This is a genomic window from Streptomyces chartreusis NRRL 3882 (genome assembly GCF_900236475.1).
Taxonomy (GTDB): domain Bacteria; phylum Actinomycetota; class Actinomycetes; order Streptomycetales; family Streptomycetaceae; genus Streptomyces; species Streptomyces chartreusis_D.
Genome location: NZ_LT963352.1, coordinates 1,903,957 through 1,921,663, shown reverse-complemented (window position 1 = coordinate 1,921,663; position 17,707 = coordinate 1,903,957). Strand labels below are relative to the sequence as shown.

The following is a 17,707-nucleotide window of genomic DNA, read 5'->3' as shown; positions in this document are numbered from 1 at the left end:
CCGGGCGCCGGTCCGCACCCACCCCTCGGGAACTGCGGCAACGCCATGGCAACCGGTTCCCTGGACGGAGGCTAGCAGCGGGGCGGGGACGGGAGGAGGGTTGTGCGCGGACTGGTGCCCCGGCGGCGGCACGTCGCTCCTTATGCCGCCCCCAGCGTTCCCGCGATGCCCGAGATCGCCTCCGGGCCCACCCGGCAGCAGCCGCCGATCAGGCGGGCGCCGGACTGCTGCCAGCCCTTCACCTGACCGGCGGTGAAGGTGGAACGGCCGGTCCAGGCGCGGGCGTCGGCGTTCCAGGTCTCGCCGCTGTTGGGGTAGACGACGACGGGCTTGCCGGTGACCCGGGCCGCGGTCGCGGCGGCGGTGTCCACGTCCTCGGGCGCGCAGCAGTTCACGCCGACCGCGATCACCTCGTCCGCGTCGGCGGCCAGGGCGAAGGCCTCCTCCAGCGGCTGCCCGGCGCGCGTGCGGCCACCGGCGACGGAGTACGTCAGCCAGGCCGGCACCCCGAGCCCGCGCACCGCCCGCAGCAGGGCGGCGGCCTCGTCGGCGTCGGGGACCGTCTCCAGCGCGAGCACGTCGGGGCGGGCTGCGGCCAGCACCTCCAGGCGGGGGCGGTGGAAGCGCTCCAGTTCGTCGACCGTGAGGCCGTAGCGCCCCCGGTACTCGGAGCCGTCCGCGAGCATCGCCCCGTACGGGCCGGCCGAGGCCGCCACCCACAGCGGGCGGGGGACGCGGGCGAGCCGGGCCGCCTCCCGTGCCAACTCGACGCTGAGCGCCATGAGTTCGGCCGCCCGGTCGTGGTCGATCCCGCGCTTGGCGAAGCCCTCGAAGGTGGCCTGGTAGCTGGCCGTGATCGCCACGTCCGCGCCCGCCCGGAAGTAGGCGAGATGTGCCTCGGTGATCGCCTCCGGCCGCTGCGCGAGCAGCCGCGCCGACCACAGCTCGTCGCTCAGGTCGTGCCCGGCCGACTCGAGCTGGTTGGACATGCCGCCGTCGAGGACGACCGTCCCGGCGGCGAGGGCTTCGGCGAGGGTGAGGGTGCTGGTCATACGGACGACCGTAGTCCAGATCCGGGCGCGGACCCCAGCCGATTGTGTCCAGTACATGAACAGGTCGCCCAGCATGTGGGATGGCGGGTTACGATCACGGCCCTCCCCCTCTCCGCTCGTCAGGAACGCCCATGACCGTCCCCAGCCCCGCCGAGGCCGCCGAACCCGTCGAGCCGGCCCCGGCGCCCCCTCCCCGCCGCACCTTCGGCCTCGCCGCCGCCACGGCCCTCGTCATGGGCAACATCATCGGCGGCGGCATCTTCGCCCTGCCCGCCACCGTCGCCCCCTACGGCACGGTCAGCCTGCTCGCCTTCGTGGTGCTCTCGGTCGGCGCGGTCGCCCTCGCCCTGCTCTTCGGCAGTCTGGCGCGCCGCAGCCCGGTCACGGGCGGGCTGTACGTCTACCCGCGGGACGCGTTCGGCGAGTTCGCCGGGTTCCTGTCGGCCTGGTCGTACTGGACGATGTGCTGGGTCAGCATCGCCGCCCTGGCCGTCGCGGTCGTCGGCTACGTCGACGTCCTGATACCTCTGCACGGCAACCACGTCCTCCAGGCCGTCGTCGCCATGGCCGCTCTCTGGCTGCCCGCCGCCGCCAACTTCGCGGGCACCCGCTGGGTCGGCACGGTGCAGGTCGTCTCCACGGTCCTGAAGTTCGTACCGCTGCTCCTGCTGGCCACCATCGGCCTGTTCTTCGTCGACACGGACAACTTCGGCCCGTTCAACGCCTCCGGCCAGAGCGTCTCCGGCGCGCTGGCCGCCTCCGCCGCGCTGCTGCTGTACAGCTTCCTCGGCGTCGAGTCGGCCGCGGTCAGCGCGGGCGAGGTCCGCGACCCCGAGCGCACCGTCGCCCGGGCGAGCGTCCTCGGCACGCTGGCCTCGGCCCTGGTCTACATCCTCGGCACCGTCGCCGTCTTCGGTCTCGTCCCGCACAGTCGGCTCGTCGACTCGGGCGCCCCGTTCGCCGACGCGGTGAACGCCCTCACCGGCAGCTCCTGGGGCGGCACGGCCGTCGCCCTGGTCGCCGTCGTCTCGATCACCGGCTGCCTCAACGGCTGGATCCTCATGGCCGCGCAGATGCCGTACGCCGCCGCGCGTGACGGTCTCTTCCCCGCGCCCTTCGCCCGGGTCGGCAAGGGCGGCGTGCCGGGCTTCGGCGTCTGGGCCTGCGCGGTGCTCGGCACGCTCCTCATCGCCCTCAACTACACGGCGGGCCCGGACACCACGTTCCGCGTCCTCGTCCTGATCACCACGTTCACCGGCTGCGTGCCGTACCTGCTGTCCGCGGCGGCCCAGCTGTACTGGCTGGCCCGCGGCACCCGCGACCGCGTCCGCCCGGCGGGCCTGGTCCGCGACCTGTCCGTCGCCGTCCTCTCCTTCGGCTTCTCGTTCTGGCTGATCGCGGGCGCCGGATACGCCGCCGTGTACCAGGGCGTGCTGTTCCTGTTCGCCGGGATCCCGGTGTACGTGTGGCTGCGGGGACGCAAGGACAAGGCGGAGGCGACGGACAAGGCGGAGGCTGCGGCATAGCATCGGGGCATGCCCGAGGTCGCTGTCGCTGATGCCGAAGTACGTGAGGTCCTGGGAGTCCCGGCGGGGAAGGCGGTGTTCGAGCCGCTCACGCACAACCCGTGGAACGGCGTCACGGCCGGAGTGTGGCGAGTCACCGCCGGCGGGCGTTCGGCCGTACTGAAGGTGCTGACGCGGACCAAGGAGACCAGCGTCACCTGGGCCGCCTCCAACGACCCACGGCACTGGAACTTCTGGCGCCGCGAGGCGTACGTCTACCGGTCGGGGCTCGCCCAGGTCTGGCAGCCGCACGGCCTGCGCGCGCCCCGGCTGCTGGCCTGCGCCGAACGCCCCGACGGCGACCTGGCGTTGTGGCTGGAGGACGTGCCGGGCGAACCGGCGACGGCCTGGCCGCTCGCCCGGCACGTCGAGCACGCGTACCGGCTCGGGGCCGCGCAGGGCGCGGTGGGTGCGGGGGAGGACCGGCCGTGGCTGTCGCAGCGCTTCCTGCGCGACTACACGGCCGGCAGGACGACGGGCCAGGACCTGCTCGATGACGACGAGGCCTGGCGACACCCCCTGGTCCGGGAGCACTTCCCGGCGGGCCTGCGCGAGGACATGGTCCGCCTCCACCACGACCGCGAGTGGTTCCTCACGGTCATGGAGTCCCTGCCGCGCGCCTTTAGCCATCTCGACCAGTGGCCGGCCAACGTCCGTTCCGACGGCCGCGACAGTGTCGTCCTCGACTGGGCGTTCGCCGGGGACGGCGCGCTCGGCGAGGACCTCGGCAACTACCTCCCCGACTGCGTCTTCGACCTGTTCGTCCCCGCCGCCGACCTCCCCGGCCTGGCCAAGGCGGCGTACGACGCCTACCTGCACGGCCTGCGCGAGAGCGGCTGGCGTGGCGACGAACGGCTCGTACGGCTCGGCGTGTGCGCCTCCGCCGTGAAGTACGACTGGCTCACCGCACTGCTGCTCGCCCGGGCGGGCGACGAGCAGCCGGCCTACGGCGGCCGGGGCACCGTCCCCGCCCCGCTCCGTTACCGCGAACGCGCCCTGGCCCTCGCCTTCCTCGCCGACCGGGCGGCCGAGGCCCGGCTGCTGGCACCACAGCTCGGCTTTCCGCAGGCGCCGAGCGGCCGCTGACACCGGGCGCCTCACGCTCGTTGCCGGGAGAAGGGAAGGGCATGGCCCGGGTCGTCGAGTTGTCGTACTACCCCGTCAAGGGATGCGCCGGGACATCGGCGACCGAGGCGCTGCTGACCTCCGCCGGACTGGTGCACGACCGCAGCTTCATGGTCGTCAGCGAAGAGGGCGTGTACCGGACCCAGCGCCGGGACCCCCGGCTGGCCGTCATCCGGCCCGCCGTCACCGCCGACGGCGAACGCCTCACGCTCAGCGCGCCGGGGACCGAAGCCCTGCACGTCCCTGTGGACACCACCGGCACCCGGCGGACAGTGGACCTGTTCGGGACCGCCTACCGGGGCATCGACCAGGGCGACGCGGCAGCCGACTGGCTTTCGGAGGTGCTGCGCGCCCGGAGCCGGCTCGTGCGCGTACCGCCGGAACACGACCGGGTGACGGACGGTCTGACACCCGGCACCTCCGGCTACGCCGACAGTTGCGCCCTGCACGTCGTCTCGCGCTCCACCCTCGGCCTCCTCGACCGGAAACTGGGCGAACGTGGCACAGGCCCGCTGCCCATGAACCGGTTCCGCCCCAACATCGTGCTCGACGGCTGGGACGAACCGCACACCGAGGACCGTGCCCGACACCTCCGTATCGGCGACACCGAACTGGGCTATGCCAAGCTCGCCATCCGCTGCGCCGTCACCCTGGTCGAGCAGGAATCCGGGGCCAGGGCGGGCCCGGAACCGCTGCGCACCCTCGCCGGCTACCGGCGCGCGGCCGAGGGCGGCGTCGCCTTCGGCGCGAAGTTCGCCGTGCTGCGGCCCGGCAGGGTGTCCGTCGGCGACGACGCGGTCGTCACGTCGTGGGGGGAGTCCGAGCAGTGAGGTTCACTGCCGCGCGCGGGCCGCATGCCGGCCGCCGCCTCGGTGGCGCCGGCCGCGTCGCCTCGCCATCGGTACGGCGAGGCTGACAGCGAGGGCCAGCCCGAGTGCGTACGGCCACCAGCCGAAGCCGACGTCCTCGCCCGCCCCGGCGCTCCGGGGCCCCACGGCGCCGGACGCGGACGCCCCGGGCACGGTGGCGGAGGGGCTCGGGGTGGTTCCGGCCGTCAGGGCGACGTCGTTCCCGTCTCCCGCCCGGTAGTCGATGCGGTAGGTGGTGTCGCCGAGCTTCAGACGGGCGCCCTGCCGCAGCCCCTTGAACGTCCCCGAGGTCCTGCCGTCGCCCCGGTGGTCGAGGACGGTGATTTCACGAACGGGGGTGCCGGACCGGCCGGACCGGGCCCGGCTTCCCACGTCCGACACGTCGAGGTCCCCGGCCAGCCGTACGGCACCCGTCACCTTCAACGGCCCGTCCCGAAGGATCAGCGAACCCTTCGGGCTCTGCGTGTAGGCGCCGTTCACGGTGAGGCCGGTCGTGACGGCACCGTCGTTCGTCACCGCTCCGGCGACGGTGCCCTTGCCGGTGAGCGCGGTCGCGACGCGCACGCCTGCCGGGCCCGCGTCCAGCCGGGCCCCGGCCGCGAGCCGTACGGCCTTGCTGCGGGAGAGCGTGGCGCCCTTGCGCAGGGCCAGTGTGCCCTTGGAGACGGTGGTCGTCCCGGTGTACGTGACGGCGGGCCCGGCCAGTGTCGTCGTAGCGGCTCCCGACTGGGTGAGCGAGCCGCTGCCGCCGATGCGGGAGAGGGTGAGGGGCCGGTTCGTGTTGCGCAGGACGAGTGAGCCGTTGTTGACGACCCTGTAGTGGGCGCCCGCCGTGTACAGCCCGCCGTCCCCGCCGCGCTTTCCGCTGCCCAGACGCAGTACCGCCCCCTTCTGAACCGTCGTGGAGCCGTCGTAGTACTGGACGGCCGCGAAGGTCACGTCGTTGCCGGGGGTCCCGGCGATGACGATGTCACCGGCGCCGGGGGCGGAGAGGGTGTCGCCGCCGCCGATGGGAGCGCCGAGCGTCACCGGGCCGTTGTAGTCGAGGGTGAGGCGGGAACGGGAGCGGGCGGCCAGGAGGTTGATGTAGACCGTCTCGGCGGTGCCCGGCATGAAGATCTTGTCCGTGGTGCCGTCGCCCCACTGGACGTTCGCGCCCTTGATATTGGTGCCGCGCTTGTTGACGTTCTTGCGGGCGGGCATCCAGTTGAGGGCCGGGTCGCTCAGCGACGGGTCGCTGTCACCGCCCCGGTCCGACCAGCTGTACTGGCCGGTGAGGATCACCTTGCCGCCGGGCCGCGACTGGACGTTGATGTCGCTGCCGTACTCGCGCTGGTAGAAGTCCATGCCCATCGTGACGGTCCGGCCCAGGGGCGTGTCGACGGTCCAGGTGCCCTGGTTGAGGACCTTGCGGACGTTCGGGAGTGAGGTCGCGTACTCCGGGCGGCCGGCGTTCAGCTGCGTGCCGTTGTCGATCACCCCGGAGAAGGAGTGCGTGCCCGACAGGTCCCAGGTGCCCCAGAGGAACCTCGGCTGGGTGATCAGCCCGGAGCCGCTGATGGTGCCCAGGTTGTACGCGCTCCTCAGCGACAGCCGCAGGGTGCCGTCGACCCTGATGTTGTCCTGGTTGAGGCGGAACGCCGGGGTGTTGTACGGGAAGTGGCCGATCAGTCCCGTCGTACCGCCGTCGCCGTACTGGAGCGTCGCGCCGCGCTCCAAGGTGACCGCCGACGGGTCGGGGCGGGTGACGGTGACGTACGGGTGGTTCCCGCCCAGCGTCCGCACCCGCTGCCGCCGCCGGGACTCCGGGAGCGTGAAGTCGCTGTCCCGGGTGAGGACCAGCGTCCCGCTGCCGCGGACCGTGAGCGTGCCCTCGCCTCGGAACACGCCGTCGTACGTCGTCGTCCCCGGCGGCACGGTGACGACGGTGTCACCGGTGAGCGTCACGTCCCGGTCGGCCAGCACGTCGGCGGTGACGTCCCGGGGCCCGGCCGCCACCGCCGGGGGAGCGGCGAGCAGGGAGGCGACCGTCGCGAGGACGCCGGCGGCCGTTGCTGTGGTGTGGGTGAGGCTGCGCACGTGACGGAGACGCGGGCGGCGGGCGGCCGATAACAGAAAATCGACCGTCACCGTTCACCCGCTCCCGACATCGTCCTTCTGCGGACCGCTCAGTGCCGGGCGAACTGGACGCGGGTCGGCTGGACGGCGTCCGGGCGGAGTGCGACGCCGTCGACGGTGAGTTGTTCGCCGTAGATGTCGGTGAGCCGCAGAGGGCCGCCGCAGCCGGTGCCGTCGGGGGAGAGGAAGTAGTTGTACTCGGTACGGGTCAGCCGGCTCCATCCGCTGCTGGTCCTGACCTCCAGCCGGGCCAGCGGGTTGCGGTGGCCCAGCGCCTGGATGCCGCACCAGTTGCTGCTGGAGCCGGTCTTGTAGCGGACCGAGACGGTGTCGGACGTGCCGGGGCTCAGCAGGCTCCAGGTGATCGGGATCCGGCCGGCGGAGAGGCCGGCGAGCTTGGCGAAGGCCTCTTTGCTGAGGTCGAGCTGCCCGGGGGCGCAGGGCAGCGGGCATTCGTTGGTGATCCGGACCGTGACGGAGGCGCCGTTCGCCGCGCGGACGAGGATGTACGCCCCGCACGCCTTGGACGTCTCGTAGTCGGTGTGGTTCATCGCCGCGACCATGAGGTCGGGGCTCGGGCCGTACAGGCAGGCGCCGTCGCCGTCCGCGGCGTCGTAGTGGGTGGCGACTCCCTTGTAGGTGACCTGGGGCTGGATTCGGCCCGCCAGCGGTGCCGTGCCGGACACCGGCCGCGGTGAGGACCGCGGGGCGCTGGTGGGCGAGGGCCGCGCCGACGGGGTGGTGGCGGCCGGCGTCGGAGTCGGGGACGCCGTGGACGGGTTCGGCTTCGGCTTGGCCTTTGGTTCGGGCTTCCGTCCCGGTGCCGTGGCCGGGGGACCCGACTGGTGGCCGGCGGCGGACGCGGCAGCGGATTGCACGGTGTTCGGCTCGCTGCCGGGGCGGAGCGCCATCACCAGGGACACGAGGAGTCCCACCGCTGCCACGGCGACGGCGGAGACGAGGGCCCTGCGCCGCTTGCGGAGGGGACGGCGGTGGGAACGGGATGCCACGGCTGAGTCCTTACGTGGTTCAGGAGAATGCGCGTTGTCGACTCACCAGTGGTCGCCGGGGCCGGAAAGGTTGCCGGGTAAGTGGAAATCCGTATCGCCGCCCCTTTCAGAACCCGGCCGTCCCTGTCTTCCAAGGACCCGGTCGTCTTCGTCCCGTCAGACCCGTTGACCTCCTCGTGGCACACTCTTACCTTTTCGGCGTTCGTAATGACAGATGGTGTTCGAAATGTCAGACGACGCATCAGACAACGCCGTGTGTCCCCCAGTGAGAGGCAGGCCCCTCCGCATGAGCCGCGACCGCGACCACGCACTGCCCGAAGTCCCCAGCCGCAGACTGCTGCTGAAGGGCGCCGCAGCCGCCGGCGCCCTGGCCGCCGTCCCCGCCGTCCCGGGGGTGGCCCAGGCCGCCACGGGGGCCAGGCCCCCGAAGCCGGCCCCCTTCGTGAACCCGCTCGTCCGCAACCGGGCCGACCCGCACATCCACGGGCACAAGGACGGCTTCTACTACTTCACCGCCACCGCCCCCGAGTACGACCGCATCATCCTGCGCCGCTCCCGCACCCTGAACGGCCTGGGCACGGCCGCCGAGTCCGTGATCTGGCGTGCCCACCCCACCGGCGACATGGGCGCGCACATCTGGGCGCCCGAACTGCACCGCATCGGCGGCAAGTGGTACATCTACTTCGCCTCCGCGCCCGCCGAGGACGTCTGGGCGATCCGCATCTGGGTGCTGGAGAACGCCCACCCCGACCCCTTCAAGGGCACCTGGGTGGAGAAGGGCCAGGTGAAGACGGCCTGGGAGACGTTCTCCCTGGACGCCACCACCTTCACCCACCGCGGCAAGCGCTACCTCGCCTGGGCACAGCACGAGCCCGGCATGGACAACAACACCGGCATCTTCCTGTCCGAGATGGCGAACCCCTGGACCCTGAAGGGCCCGCAGGTGCGGCTCTCCACCCCCGAGTACGACTGGGAGTGCATCGGCTTCAAGGTCAACGAGGGCCCGTACGTCCTCAAGCGCAACGGCCGCCTCTTCATGACGTACTCGGCCAGTGCCACCGACTTCAACTACTGCATGGGCCTGCTGACCGCCGACGCCGACAGCCACCTCCTGGACCCCATGAGCTGGTCCAAGTCGCCGACGCCGGTCTTCACCAGCAACGACACCACCAAGCAGTACGGCCCCGGCCACAACTGCTTCACGGTCGCCGAGGACGGCCGCACTGACGTCCTCGTCTACCACGCCCGCCAGTACAAGGAGATCAACGGCGACCCGCTGAACGACCCCAACCGCCACACCCGGATCCAGAAGCTCGGCTGGAAGCCGGACGGCACCCCGGACTTCGGCATCCCGGTCGCCGACACCGTGCAGGCGGGTGGCTGAGATGAGACGCGCGTACGCGGTCCTCCTCGCCCTGTGCCTGGGCGTGTTCGGCACCCTCGCCACCGCCGGCCCCGCCCAGGCCGCGCCCCAGACCATCACCAACGGCACCCAGTTCACCGACAGCTCGGGCAACCCCGTGCACGCGCACGGCGGCGGGGTGATCAAGGTCGGCTCCTACTACTACTGGTTCGGCGAGCACCGCAACGCCGACAACACCTTCCGGTACGTCGACGCCTACCGCTCGACCGACCTGAAGAACTGGGAGTTCCGCAACCACGTCCTGACCGAGGCCAGCGACCCGGAACTGGCGACCGCCAACATCGAGCGGCCGAAGGTCATGTACAACGCGTCCACCGGCAAGTTCGTCATGTGGATGCACAAGGAGAACGGCACCGACTACAGCGAGGCCCGCGCCGCCGTCGCCGTCTCCGACACCGTCGACGGCAACTACACCTGGAAGGGCAGCTTCCGCCCGCTCGGCCAGCACATGTCCCGCGACATCACGGTCTTCGTCGACACCGACGGCGCCGGGTACATGATCTCCGCCGCGCGCGAGAACTACGACCTCCAGATCTACCGCCTCACCGCCGACTACACCGGCATCGCGAGCCTGGTCGCCAACCCCTGGCCGGGCGGCCACCGCGAGGCGCCGGCCCTGTTCAAGCGGGGCGGCGTGTACTTCATGCTGACCTCGGGCGCCACCGGCTGGAACCCCAACCAGCAGCAGTACGCCACGGCCACGAACATCGCCGGACCCTGGTCGGCCATGAAGAACATCGGCGACTCGACGACGTACGGCTCGCAGACCGCGTACGTACTGCCGGTCCAGGGCGGTTCCGGCACCTCGTACCTCTACATGGGTGACCGGTGGGGCAACTCCTTCGGCGGGACCGTCAACGACTCGCGGTACGTCTGGCTGCCGCTGACCTTCTCCGACTCGACCACGATGGCCATGTCCTGGTCGCCGGAGGTCACCATCGACACGGCCGCCGGGACCGTCTCCGGCACGAGCGCCACCTACAACACCCTCGTCGCCCGCCACTCGTCCAAGTGCGCGGACGTGACCAGCCAGTCGCTCTGGGCGGGCGCCCAGCTCAAGCAGTACGACTGCAACGGCGGCGGCAACCAGAAGTACTGGTTCAAGTCCGTCGGAAGCGGTTACTACCAGCTGATGGTCAGGAACAGCTCCCTGTGCGTGCAGGAGAACGCGAGCACGGTCACCCAGGAGAACTGCTCCTCCGCGACGAGCCAGCAGTGGTCGCTGACCACCACCGGCTCGTACGTGAACGTCAAGTCGCGCGCGTCCGGCGAGTGCCTGGACGTGAACGGCGCGTCCACCGCCAACGGCGCCGCGCTCATCACGTACACGTGCAACGGCGGAACCAACCAGCAGTGGACGCGCGGGACCTGACGACCCCGCGTGCGCCTAGGCCAGCAGGTCGATCGCGTCGACCGCCGTCCCGGCGCTGAGGAAGCCGGTCGTCCCCGACCCGCTCACCACGTCGATACTGAGCACGTTGTACTGACCGGCGTCCGTCTTCCAGGCGGACGCCGGGACGCTGTACGTGAACGTGTGGTTGTTGCCGCGGTACGAACCGTTGGTCAGCGACCGGGTGTTCGGCTGGGTGGGCGGGGAGGGGACGGCCGAGGTCCAGGTGTCGTTCACGGTGACCTGGGGGCGGCCGTTCGCGTACGCCGTCGTCACGCCGATGCGCAGGGTGTGCGCGGTCGCCGCCTGGGCCGCGGTCAGCCGGAAGTACACGAGGATGCCGCTGTTGACGTCCTTCCAGAGGTAGCAGGGGAAGGCCGCGGTCTCGCCGTTGCCGATGACGACGTTCCCCGTCCAGGACGCTGCCCGTACGTCGGAGGGATGCGCGTACGTCATCAGGTCCGCGTTCTTGAACCCGGCCGGCGTGCCGTTCCAGTCGCCGATCCGCCAGATCGCGCTCGCGTCGGAGGGATCGTTGGAGGACGGGATCGCGATCGTGTTCAGCGTGGTCGTGCCGCCTGCCGACACGCTCACCGACGTGGTGTACACGGCCAGTTCGCCCTTGAAGACGGTCAGGGTGTACGTCCCCGGCAGCACACCGGACAGGGAGAAGTAACCGTCCGAGGAACGCGCCGACCCCCAGTACTGGGCCGCCGCGTTGGCGATCCCCACGGTGTACGGGTACGCCGTGTCCCGCCCGGACATCCCGACGCCCGCCACCTTGCCCCGGCCGCTCGCCGGCACGTACCCGGCGATGCCGAGCGAGTCGGCCCACGGCGTGGTCAGCGTGCCCGGGAACAGCGCCGACGAGGGCGCGCCGCCGTCGGTGAAGGCGATGACGTAGGGGCCCTGGAGGCCGAAACGCTGGTCCTCGGTCTGGTTCTGCCCGTAGTAGAGGATCTCGTACAGGCCGCCGCCGTCCGCGCTCTGGTGGCGCAGCAGCGATCGGTAGAAGGGGCCGCCGGAGGCTTTCTCGTGGTTGCTGCGCACCATCCACAGACCGACGCCGCCGGCGGACCAGCCGATGTAGTCGTAGTCCATGACGCGCCGCTTGGCGTAGTGCTTGGAGCGGGTCTGCCCGTCGGACTTCCGGAACACGTCCGAGGCCTCGATGGCGGTGGGCGCGTACGTGTACGAGTCGGGCTCGTCGTTGAGGAACGCGCCCTTCTTCACGCGCACGATGTACCGGGTCGCGGAGACGGACGTGTCGGCCTTGTTCGTCCACAGGTAGACGTTGTTCTCGCCACTGCGGGCCGCGTAGTAGTGCCTGAGCGTGCCGTGCGTGACCGAGACCAGGATCGTCGAGCCGGACTGCCTGATGCTGACGGTGGAGGCGCCGAGGCCGGACTCGATGTGGGAGTTCATGCCGCCGTAGCCCTGGTACTCCGTGCCCCGGTAGACCAGGGAGGTCAGGTCGCCGGTGGACTTGCTCACCTTGAAGACCAGCCGGGCGCCGGTGTCGACGACGTAGGCCGAGCCGTCGTCGCTCCAGCCGAAGCCGGCTGCGTGCGCCGTGCCGGTGAGGGCCGTGCCGGCGGCGGCGGTGGCGCCGAGGACGAAGGCGCGGCGGCCGACCGGTCTGTTCGCGGATCCGGGCATGGGGGGTGGCTCCTTCGGGAGGTGGGGGGCTGAGGTGTGAGCGAGAGTGACAGTTGAATCGATTTCGCGAAAGGGCTTTCGCATCATGGGGGGCAGCATCTTTGCGAAATCGGGTCGAAGGCTAGAAAGCGCTTGCCGGAGGCGATACGTTCAGCCGCCAGGTCTTGTCACCGTGACGGAGGAGTTGCGAGTGAGACGTTTCAACATCGCCGTGCTGGCGGCCGTGACGCTGAGCACCGCCCTGTCCGCCGTACCCGCCCACGCGGGCGACGGGAGCGGGAGGCCCGGCCTCGCGCACTGCACCGACAGCGCCTGCCACTTCGACGTCCCGCCCGGCACGTACGACGTGCGGGTCCTGCTCGGCGGAAAGGCCGCGTCCGCCACCAGCATCAGCGGCGAGACCCGCCGGTCCCTGCTGCCGGAGACGGCCGCACCGGCGGGCGAGCGCGTCACCCGCAGCTTCACCGTGAACGTCCGCACCCCGGAGGGCGAGCCCACGGGCCCCGACGGAACCCCCGGCCTCGACCTGCGCATCGGCGGTACCGCCCCCGCCCTGGCCGGCGTCGAGGTCAGCCCGGCCCGACACGACCGACAGATCTTCCTGGTCGGCGACTCCACCGTCTGCGACCAGCCCGGCGACCCGTACTCCGGCTGGGGCCAGCAACTGCCCCAGTACCTCCGCCGGGGCGTGTCCGTCGCCAACTACGCCGACTCCGGCGAGAGTACGGTCACGTATCTGGGGAACCCGCGGCTGTGGGCCACCGTACGGCCCCTGATCCGCCCCGGCGACCTGGTCCTCGTCCAGCTCGCCCACAACGACAAGACCACGGACGAGGCCACCTACCGGGCCAACCTGGAGACCCTGGTGGCGGGCGTCCGGGAGCGGGGCGGACAGCCGGTCCTTGTCACTCCCATCGTGCGGCGCTGGTTCAACACCGACGGCACGCTGAACAACGGAACCGCGCTCCTGGTCAACGGCCTGGGCGTCGACCACCCGGCGGTCACCCGCTCCGTCGCCGCCGCGCAGGACGTGCCCCTGATCGACCTCACGGCCAAGACGAAGGCGCTCGTCGAGTCCCTGGGCGTGGAGGGTTCCAAGTCCCTGTACCTCTACAACGAGAAGCGGGACAACACGCACACCTCCGTGCGCGGTGCGACGGCCTACGCGCAACTCGTCCGCGACGAACTCGTCACCCGGCATCTGGTGCCGAAGGGCAAGGTGCGGGTGGGATGAACCCCTGGGGCGCCCCGACCGGAACCGGGGCGCTCCAGGTCCAGACCGTTCCGACGACCTGTCCCAGCACGAAAGAGACGCGATGCAGCTGCCTCCCGACGACCGCACGGCCTCCTCGTTCACCGGCTACACCCGCGCCCACTGGGAGGCGGCGGCCGACGCCCTGCTCACCGCCGTCGAGCCGTACGCGAGCGAGGACCGCGCGCTCTACCACCTGCCCGGCGACCGGACCAGCTGGTCGGGCCGCCTCTCCGACGGCCTGGAGGGCTACGCCCGCACCCTGCTGCTGGCCGCCTTCCGCCGCGACGAGAAGGCCCTGGAGCGCTACGCCGACGGTCTGGCCGCCGGCGTCTCGGGCGTCTGGCCCCGCATCGAGGACCGCAGCCAGCCCCTGGTGGAGGCGGCGTCGATCGCACTCGCCCTGCGGCTGACACGGGAGCTGCTGTGGGACCGGCTGGACGACGGCGTGCGGCAGCGGGCGGCGGGCTGGCTCGGCGACGCGCTCACCGCCGAGGCGTGGCCCTGCAACTGGGAGCTGTTCCCGGTCACGGTGGGCGGCTTCCTGGCCGAGATCGGACACGAGCCGGACGCGTCCCGCGCGGCGATCGACCGCGGCCTGGAGCGCATCGAGCAGTGGTACGTGGGCGACGGCTGGTACACCGACGGCGACGGCCGCAAGTTCGACTACTACAACGGCTGGGCGATGCACCTCTACCCGGTGCTGCACGCCTGGCTGGAACGGGACGAGCGCCTGCTGGACCTGTACGGGGAGCGGCTCGAACGCCACCTCTCCGACTACGCCCGCCTGTTCGGCGGCGACGGCGCCCCCCTGCACCAGGGCCGGTCCCTGACGTACCGCTTCGCGACGACGGCACCGCTGTGGCTGGGCGCGCTGACCGGCCGTACGCCCCTCTCCCCGGGCGAGACCCGGCGCCTGGCCTCGGGGGCACTGCGCTACTTCCTCGACCGGGGCGCGGTCGACGAGCGGGGCCTGCTGTCCCTGGGCTGGCACGGCCCCGACGAGTCCGTCCTCCAGGGCTACTCGGGCCCGGCCTCCCCGTACTGGGCGAGCAAGGGCTTCCTCGGCCTGCTCCTGCCGCCCGGCCACGAGGTGTGGACGGCGGCGGAGGAACCCGCCCCGGTCGAACGCGCGGACTCCGTCACCCCCGTCGGCCCGCCCAACTGGCTGCTGCAGTCCACCCGTACCGACGGCGTGGTCCGCCTGCACAACCACGGCAGCGAGGACGTCCGCTACGACCCGTACTACACGCGGCTTGCCTACTCGACCGTGACGGCCCCGTCCTCGTCGGCCTCGTCGGCTTCGTCCTCCTTGTCGTACGACAACAGCGTGATCATCGGCGACGACCCGAGCCGCACCGGCATTCGGCCGCTGGGCGTCGGCGAGGGCTGGGCGGCCTCGCGGCACACCGCGGGCGGGGGAGCCCGGGTGACGAGCGTGGTGCTGGCGCGCGGGGCGGCGGAGGTGCGGGCGCACCTGGTGACGGGGACGGAGGCCGGGACGCCGGTGCGGGTGACCGGCTGGCCGGCGGGGGCGGGCCTGCGGGCCGAACTCCTGCCCGTGGCAGGCCTCGACGACGCCCTCACCGGCGTCACCGGCGAGGGCGCCACCCTCTTCGTCGCCCTGGCCCGGCTGACGGGGGAGCCGCACCCGGTCCCGCTGGCGGAGCTGGCCGGTGTACGGACGGACGAGGACGGGGCGCTGGAGGTCCGCTGGAGCGACGGGGACGGGGTGCGGGCCAGGCTGGATGCTTCGGGAGTGGAGGTCGCGCCGCTCACGGCATGAGCCGGCCTCTGCCGGCGGCACTTCGGTCCGCGCCGAAGTGATCGGCACCTAGCGTTGGCCGCATGACCGCTCACCCGAAGCAGACACCGCACCCGGGGGCCGGCACCGCCTTCGCCGGCCTTCACCACGTCGGGGAGCCGCTCCTGCTGCCCAACGCCTGGGACTGCGCGTCCGCGCGGGCGCTCGCCGGGCAGGGGTTCCGGGCGATCGGGACGACGAGCCTCGGCGTGGCCGCGGCCGCGGGACTGCCCGACGGCGAGGGGGCGACCCGGGAGGAGACGCTCCGGCTGGCCCTCGCCCTCGGCTCGGAGCCGTTGCTGCTGTCCGTCGACGCCGAGGGCGGCTTCAGCGACGACCCGGACGAGGTGGCGGAGTTCGCGCGCGAGCTGTACGCCGTCGGAGTCGTCGGCATCAACCTGGAGGACGGACTCGGGCCCGTCGACCGGCACGCGGCGAAGATCGCCGCGGTCAAGAAGGCCGCTCCCGGCCTCTTCGTCAACGCCCGCACCGACACCCACTGGCTCGGCGACGGCGACGCCTCGGACACGCTCACCCGGCTCGACGCCTACCAGCAGGCGGGGGCGGACGGCGTGTTCGTCCCCGGCCTCACCGACCTGCGGCGGATCGCCGCCCTGGTGCGCCGGGTGCACGCCCCCCTCAACGTCCTCTACTCGCCGGGTGGCCCCGCCGTCGCTCACCTCGCCGACGCCGGCGTACGCCGGATCAGCCTCGGCTCGCTGCTGTACCGGCGGGCACTGGGCGCGGCCCTGGAGGCGGCGGCGGAGATCCGGGCCGGCCGGACGCCGACGGGCCCGACACCCTCGTACGGGGAAGTGGCCCGTCAGATGGTTCCGCTGGCCGATCCGTAGGTCGTTGCGTAGGCCGCCTCCGTCAGGTGTCGAGCGCGGCGACCAGCCGCGATACGGCAGCGAGGTCCGGCAGGCTCCGCAGGCAGGTGACGACCTGCCGGCCCGCGAACTCGCGCTGCGCCGCGGTCACCGCCGGATCGACGGCGCACTCCGCCTGCACATGGATGTAGTTCAGGTCCGTGGCGAAGAGCATGGAGAACGACTCCGGGCCCGTGACCCGGGCCCGGCCCCCGGCATCGCGGTAGGCCCGCGCGAGGCGTCGGGCGGATGCGATGTCCGCCTCGTTGCGGCCCGACCACACGTACACGGCACGCGCGAACTCCCGTTCCGCCGAGATCGGCCCGGCGTTGTCCCAGTCGAGCAGGACCGGCCCGGCCGGGCCGACCAGGACGTTCTGGGGCTGGAGGTCGAGGTGCGAGGTCACGAGGCCGCCGGGGGCCGACGGAGTCACCCAGTGCGCCAGCCGGGGCGCCGACGTGGCGATGAACCCGCCCAGCTCGTCCGCCCACGGCAGGCCGGCGTCCCGCACCTTCTTCAGGACGTCCTCCCAGTCCGCGTCGTCGGGACACCGCTCGTACCAGTCGCCCGGCGTCTCGACGGCGCCCTCACCGGCTTGGTGCAGCAGGGCCATGGCCCGGCCGAACCAGTCCAGGACGTCCGGGTCGGACGCGTCCGCGCGGGTGCCGTCGACCCAGTCGTACAGCTTCACGTACGACCCGCCCGAGGGGCCGAGCCGGGAGACGTGCGCGCCCTGGCGGTTGGTGTGGAGCCGGGGCGAGGCGATGCCCAGGTCCGCCGCGCAGTCCCGGAGCGTGGCCTCGCGCCGGACCTGGGCTTCGTCACAGCCGAACAGGAGCTCCTTCACGGCCCAGGAGGAGCCGTTTCCGGAAAGCTTCCAGATCTGGCCCAGGGCGCCCCGGGTGACGGGCGTCATCGTCCAGGGGCCGGTGCCGAGCGTGTAGGTCTCCGCTATGGAGCCGGCTGTGTCACGCATCGGTTGTCCTCTTCTCGTGGGGCCAGTTCCGAAGCAGTACGTGCAGGGCGTCGATCGCCCTGTCCCAGGACGCCTGTACGTCACGGGGCGCGCCGAAGGCGCCGGTGGACTCCAGGGCGCAGTAGCCGTGGAAGGTGCTGCGCAGCAGGCGCACGGCGTCGGTGAGGTCGGGTTCCTCCAGGCCGTACGCGCGGAGCATGCCGTAGGTGACGTCGGCCGTGCGGCGCATCGCGGGGGAGTCCGTGAGGAGGTCCTGGTCGATGGCCAGCTGCGTCGCCGCGTACCGGCCGGGGTGTTCCAGGGCGTAGGCCCGGTAGGCGCCGGCGAAGGCACCGAGTGTGTCCCGGCCGGCCTCCCGCCCCTCGACCGCCGCCGCGATCCGGTCGATCATCTCGCCGCCCGCGAGGAGGGCCAGGCGGGTGCGCAGGTCCTTCAGGTTCCGGACGTGGGTGTACAGACTCGCGTCCTTCACCCCGAAGCGGCGGGCCAGGGCGGAGAGGGTGACGTGGTCCAGGCCGGCCTCGTCGGCGAGGTCGGCCGCGGCGGCGACGAGGCGGTCGGGCGTGAGGCCGGCTCTGGGCATGAGGGAAGAGCG

Annotated in this window: 14 protein-coding genes; 8 read left to right on the top strand and 6 right to left on the bottom strand. The window is 72.1% G+C overall.

Annotation, left to right across the window (positions count from 1 at the left end; all coding sequences use genetic code 11):
* Positions 1–140: 140 nt before the first annotated feature.
* Positions 141–1,052, bottom strand: coding sequence for a homocysteine S-methyltransferase (gene mmuM / locus SCNRRL3882_RS08580; protein ID WP_010042507.1), 912 nt, complete (start codon positions 1,050–1,052; stop codon positions 141–143).
* A gap of 131 nt (positions 1,053–1,183) precedes the next feature.
* On the opposite strand from mmuM, the gene SCNRRL3882_RS08575 reads away from it, so the two are divergent.
* From SCNRRL3882_RS08575 to SCNRRL3882_RS08565, 3 genes are read left to right on the top strand one after another with little or no spacing between them, the layout of a single operon-like run.
* Positions 1,184–2,578, top strand: a complete 1,395-nt coding sequence (locus SCNRRL3882_RS08575; protein ID WP_010042505.1) for an amino acid permease — start codon at positions 1,184–1,186, stop codon at positions 2,576–2,578.
* A gap of 9 nt (positions 2,579–2,587) precedes the next feature.
* A complete protein-coding gene (locus SCNRRL3882_RS08570) occupies positions 2,588–3,703 on the top strand; it encodes an aminoglycoside phosphotransferase (protein ID WP_010042503.1) in 1,116 nt (371 codons plus the stop codon).
* Between the two features lie 41 nt (positions 3,704–3,744).
* Positions 3,745–4,572: an MOSC domain-containing protein gene (locus tag SCNRRL3882_RS08565; RefSeq protein WP_010042501.1), complete on the top strand. Its 828-nt coding sequence runs from the start codon at positions 3,745–3,747 to the stop codon at positions 4,570–4,572.
* Between the two features lie 3 nt (positions 4,573–4,575).
* Here SCNRRL3882_RS08565 and SCNRRL3882_RS08560 read toward each other — a convergent pair whose 3' ends face one another.
* Both SCNRRL3882_RS08560 and SCNRRL3882_RS08555 read right to left on the bottom strand, forming a co-directional pair.
* Positions 4,576–6,690 carry an autotransporter-associated beta strand repeat-containing protein gene (locus SCNRRL3882_RS08560; protein ID WP_102514770.1) on the bottom strand — a complete coding sequence of 705 codons (2,115 nt, stop codon included), beginning with the start codon at positions 6,688–6,690 and terminating at the stop codon, positions 4,576–4,578.
* 89 nt (positions 6,691–6,779) lie between these two features.
* Entirely contained in the window at positions 6,780–7,739 is a 960-nt protein-coding gene (locus SCNRRL3882_RS08555) for an expansin EXLX1 family cellulose-binding protein (RefSeq protein ID WP_010042495.1), read from the bottom strand.
* A gap of 286 nt (positions 7,740–8,025) precedes the next feature.
* Here SCNRRL3882_RS08555 and SCNRRL3882_RS08550 point away from each other — a divergent pair, with 286 nt between their 5' ends.
* Entirely contained in the window at positions 8,026–9,123 is a 1,098-nt protein-coding gene (locus tag SCNRRL3882_RS08550) for a family 43 glycosylhydrolase (RefSeq protein ID WP_010042494.1), read from the top strand.
* A 1-nt stretch (position 9,124) separates the two neighbouring features.
* Positions 9,125–10,534, top strand: a complete 1,410-nt coding sequence (locus SCNRRL3882_RS08545) for an RICIN domain-containing protein (RefSeq protein WP_010042493.1) — start codon at positions 9,125–9,127, stop codon at positions 10,532–10,534.
* A gap of 15 nt (positions 10,535–10,549) precedes the next feature.
* Here SCNRRL3882_RS08545 and SCNRRL3882_RS08540 read toward each other — a convergent pair whose 3' ends face one another.
* The gene (locus SCNRRL3882_RS08540; protein WP_010042492.1) at positions 10,550–12,211 is read right to left on the bottom strand and encodes a rhamnogalacturonan lyase B N-terminal domain-containing protein; all 1,662 of its coding nucleotides are present in this window, start codon (positions 12,209–12,211) and stop codon (positions 10,550–10,552) included.
* 190 nt (positions 12,212–12,401) lie between these two features.
* On the opposite strand from SCNRRL3882_RS08540, the gene SCNRRL3882_RS08535 reads away from it, so the two are divergent.
* From SCNRRL3882_RS08535 to SCNRRL3882_RS08525, 3 genes are all read left to right on the top strand, one after another.
* Complete coding sequence (locus SCNRRL3882_RS08535; RefSeq protein ID WP_010042491.1) at positions 12,402–13,445, top strand: rhamnogalacturonan acetylesterase; 1,044 nt, start codon at positions 12,402–12,404, stop codon at positions 13,443–13,445.
* Between the two features lie 82 nt (positions 13,446–13,527).
* Positions 13,528–15,249 carry a DUF2264 domain-containing protein gene (locus SCNRRL3882_RS08530; RefSeq protein WP_010042490.1) on the top strand — a complete coding sequence of 574 codons (1,722 nt, stop codon included), beginning with the start codon at positions 13,528–13,530 and terminating at the stop codon, positions 15,247–15,249.
* A gap of 62 nt (positions 15,250–15,311) precedes the next feature.
* A complete protein-coding gene (locus SCNRRL3882_RS08525) occupies positions 15,312–16,118 on the top strand; it encodes an isocitrate lyase/PEP mutase family protein (RefSeq protein WP_010042488.1) in 807 nt (268 codons plus the stop codon).
* Positions 16,119–16,140: 22 nt separating this feature from the next.
* On the opposite strand, the gene SCNRRL3882_RS08520 is transcribed toward SCNRRL3882_RS08525, so the two are convergent.
* Positions 16,141–17,112 (bottom strand): phosphotransferase enzyme family protein, encoded by a 972-nt coding sequence (locus tag SCNRRL3882_RS08520; RefSeq protein ID WP_010042485.1) that lies wholly within the window; start codon positions 17,110–17,112, stop codon positions 16,141–16,143.
* The gene (locus SCNRRL3882_RS08515; RefSeq protein ID WP_010042483.1) at positions 17,105–17,695 is read right to left on the bottom strand and encodes a TetR/AcrR family transcriptional regulator; all 591 of its coding nucleotides are present in this window, start codon (positions 17,693–17,695) and stop codon (positions 17,105–17,107) included. Before SCNRRL3882_RS08515 ends, SCNRRL3882_RS08520 begins: the two co-directional genes overlap by 8 nt.
* Between the last annotated feature and the right edge of the window lie 12 nt (positions 17,696–17,707).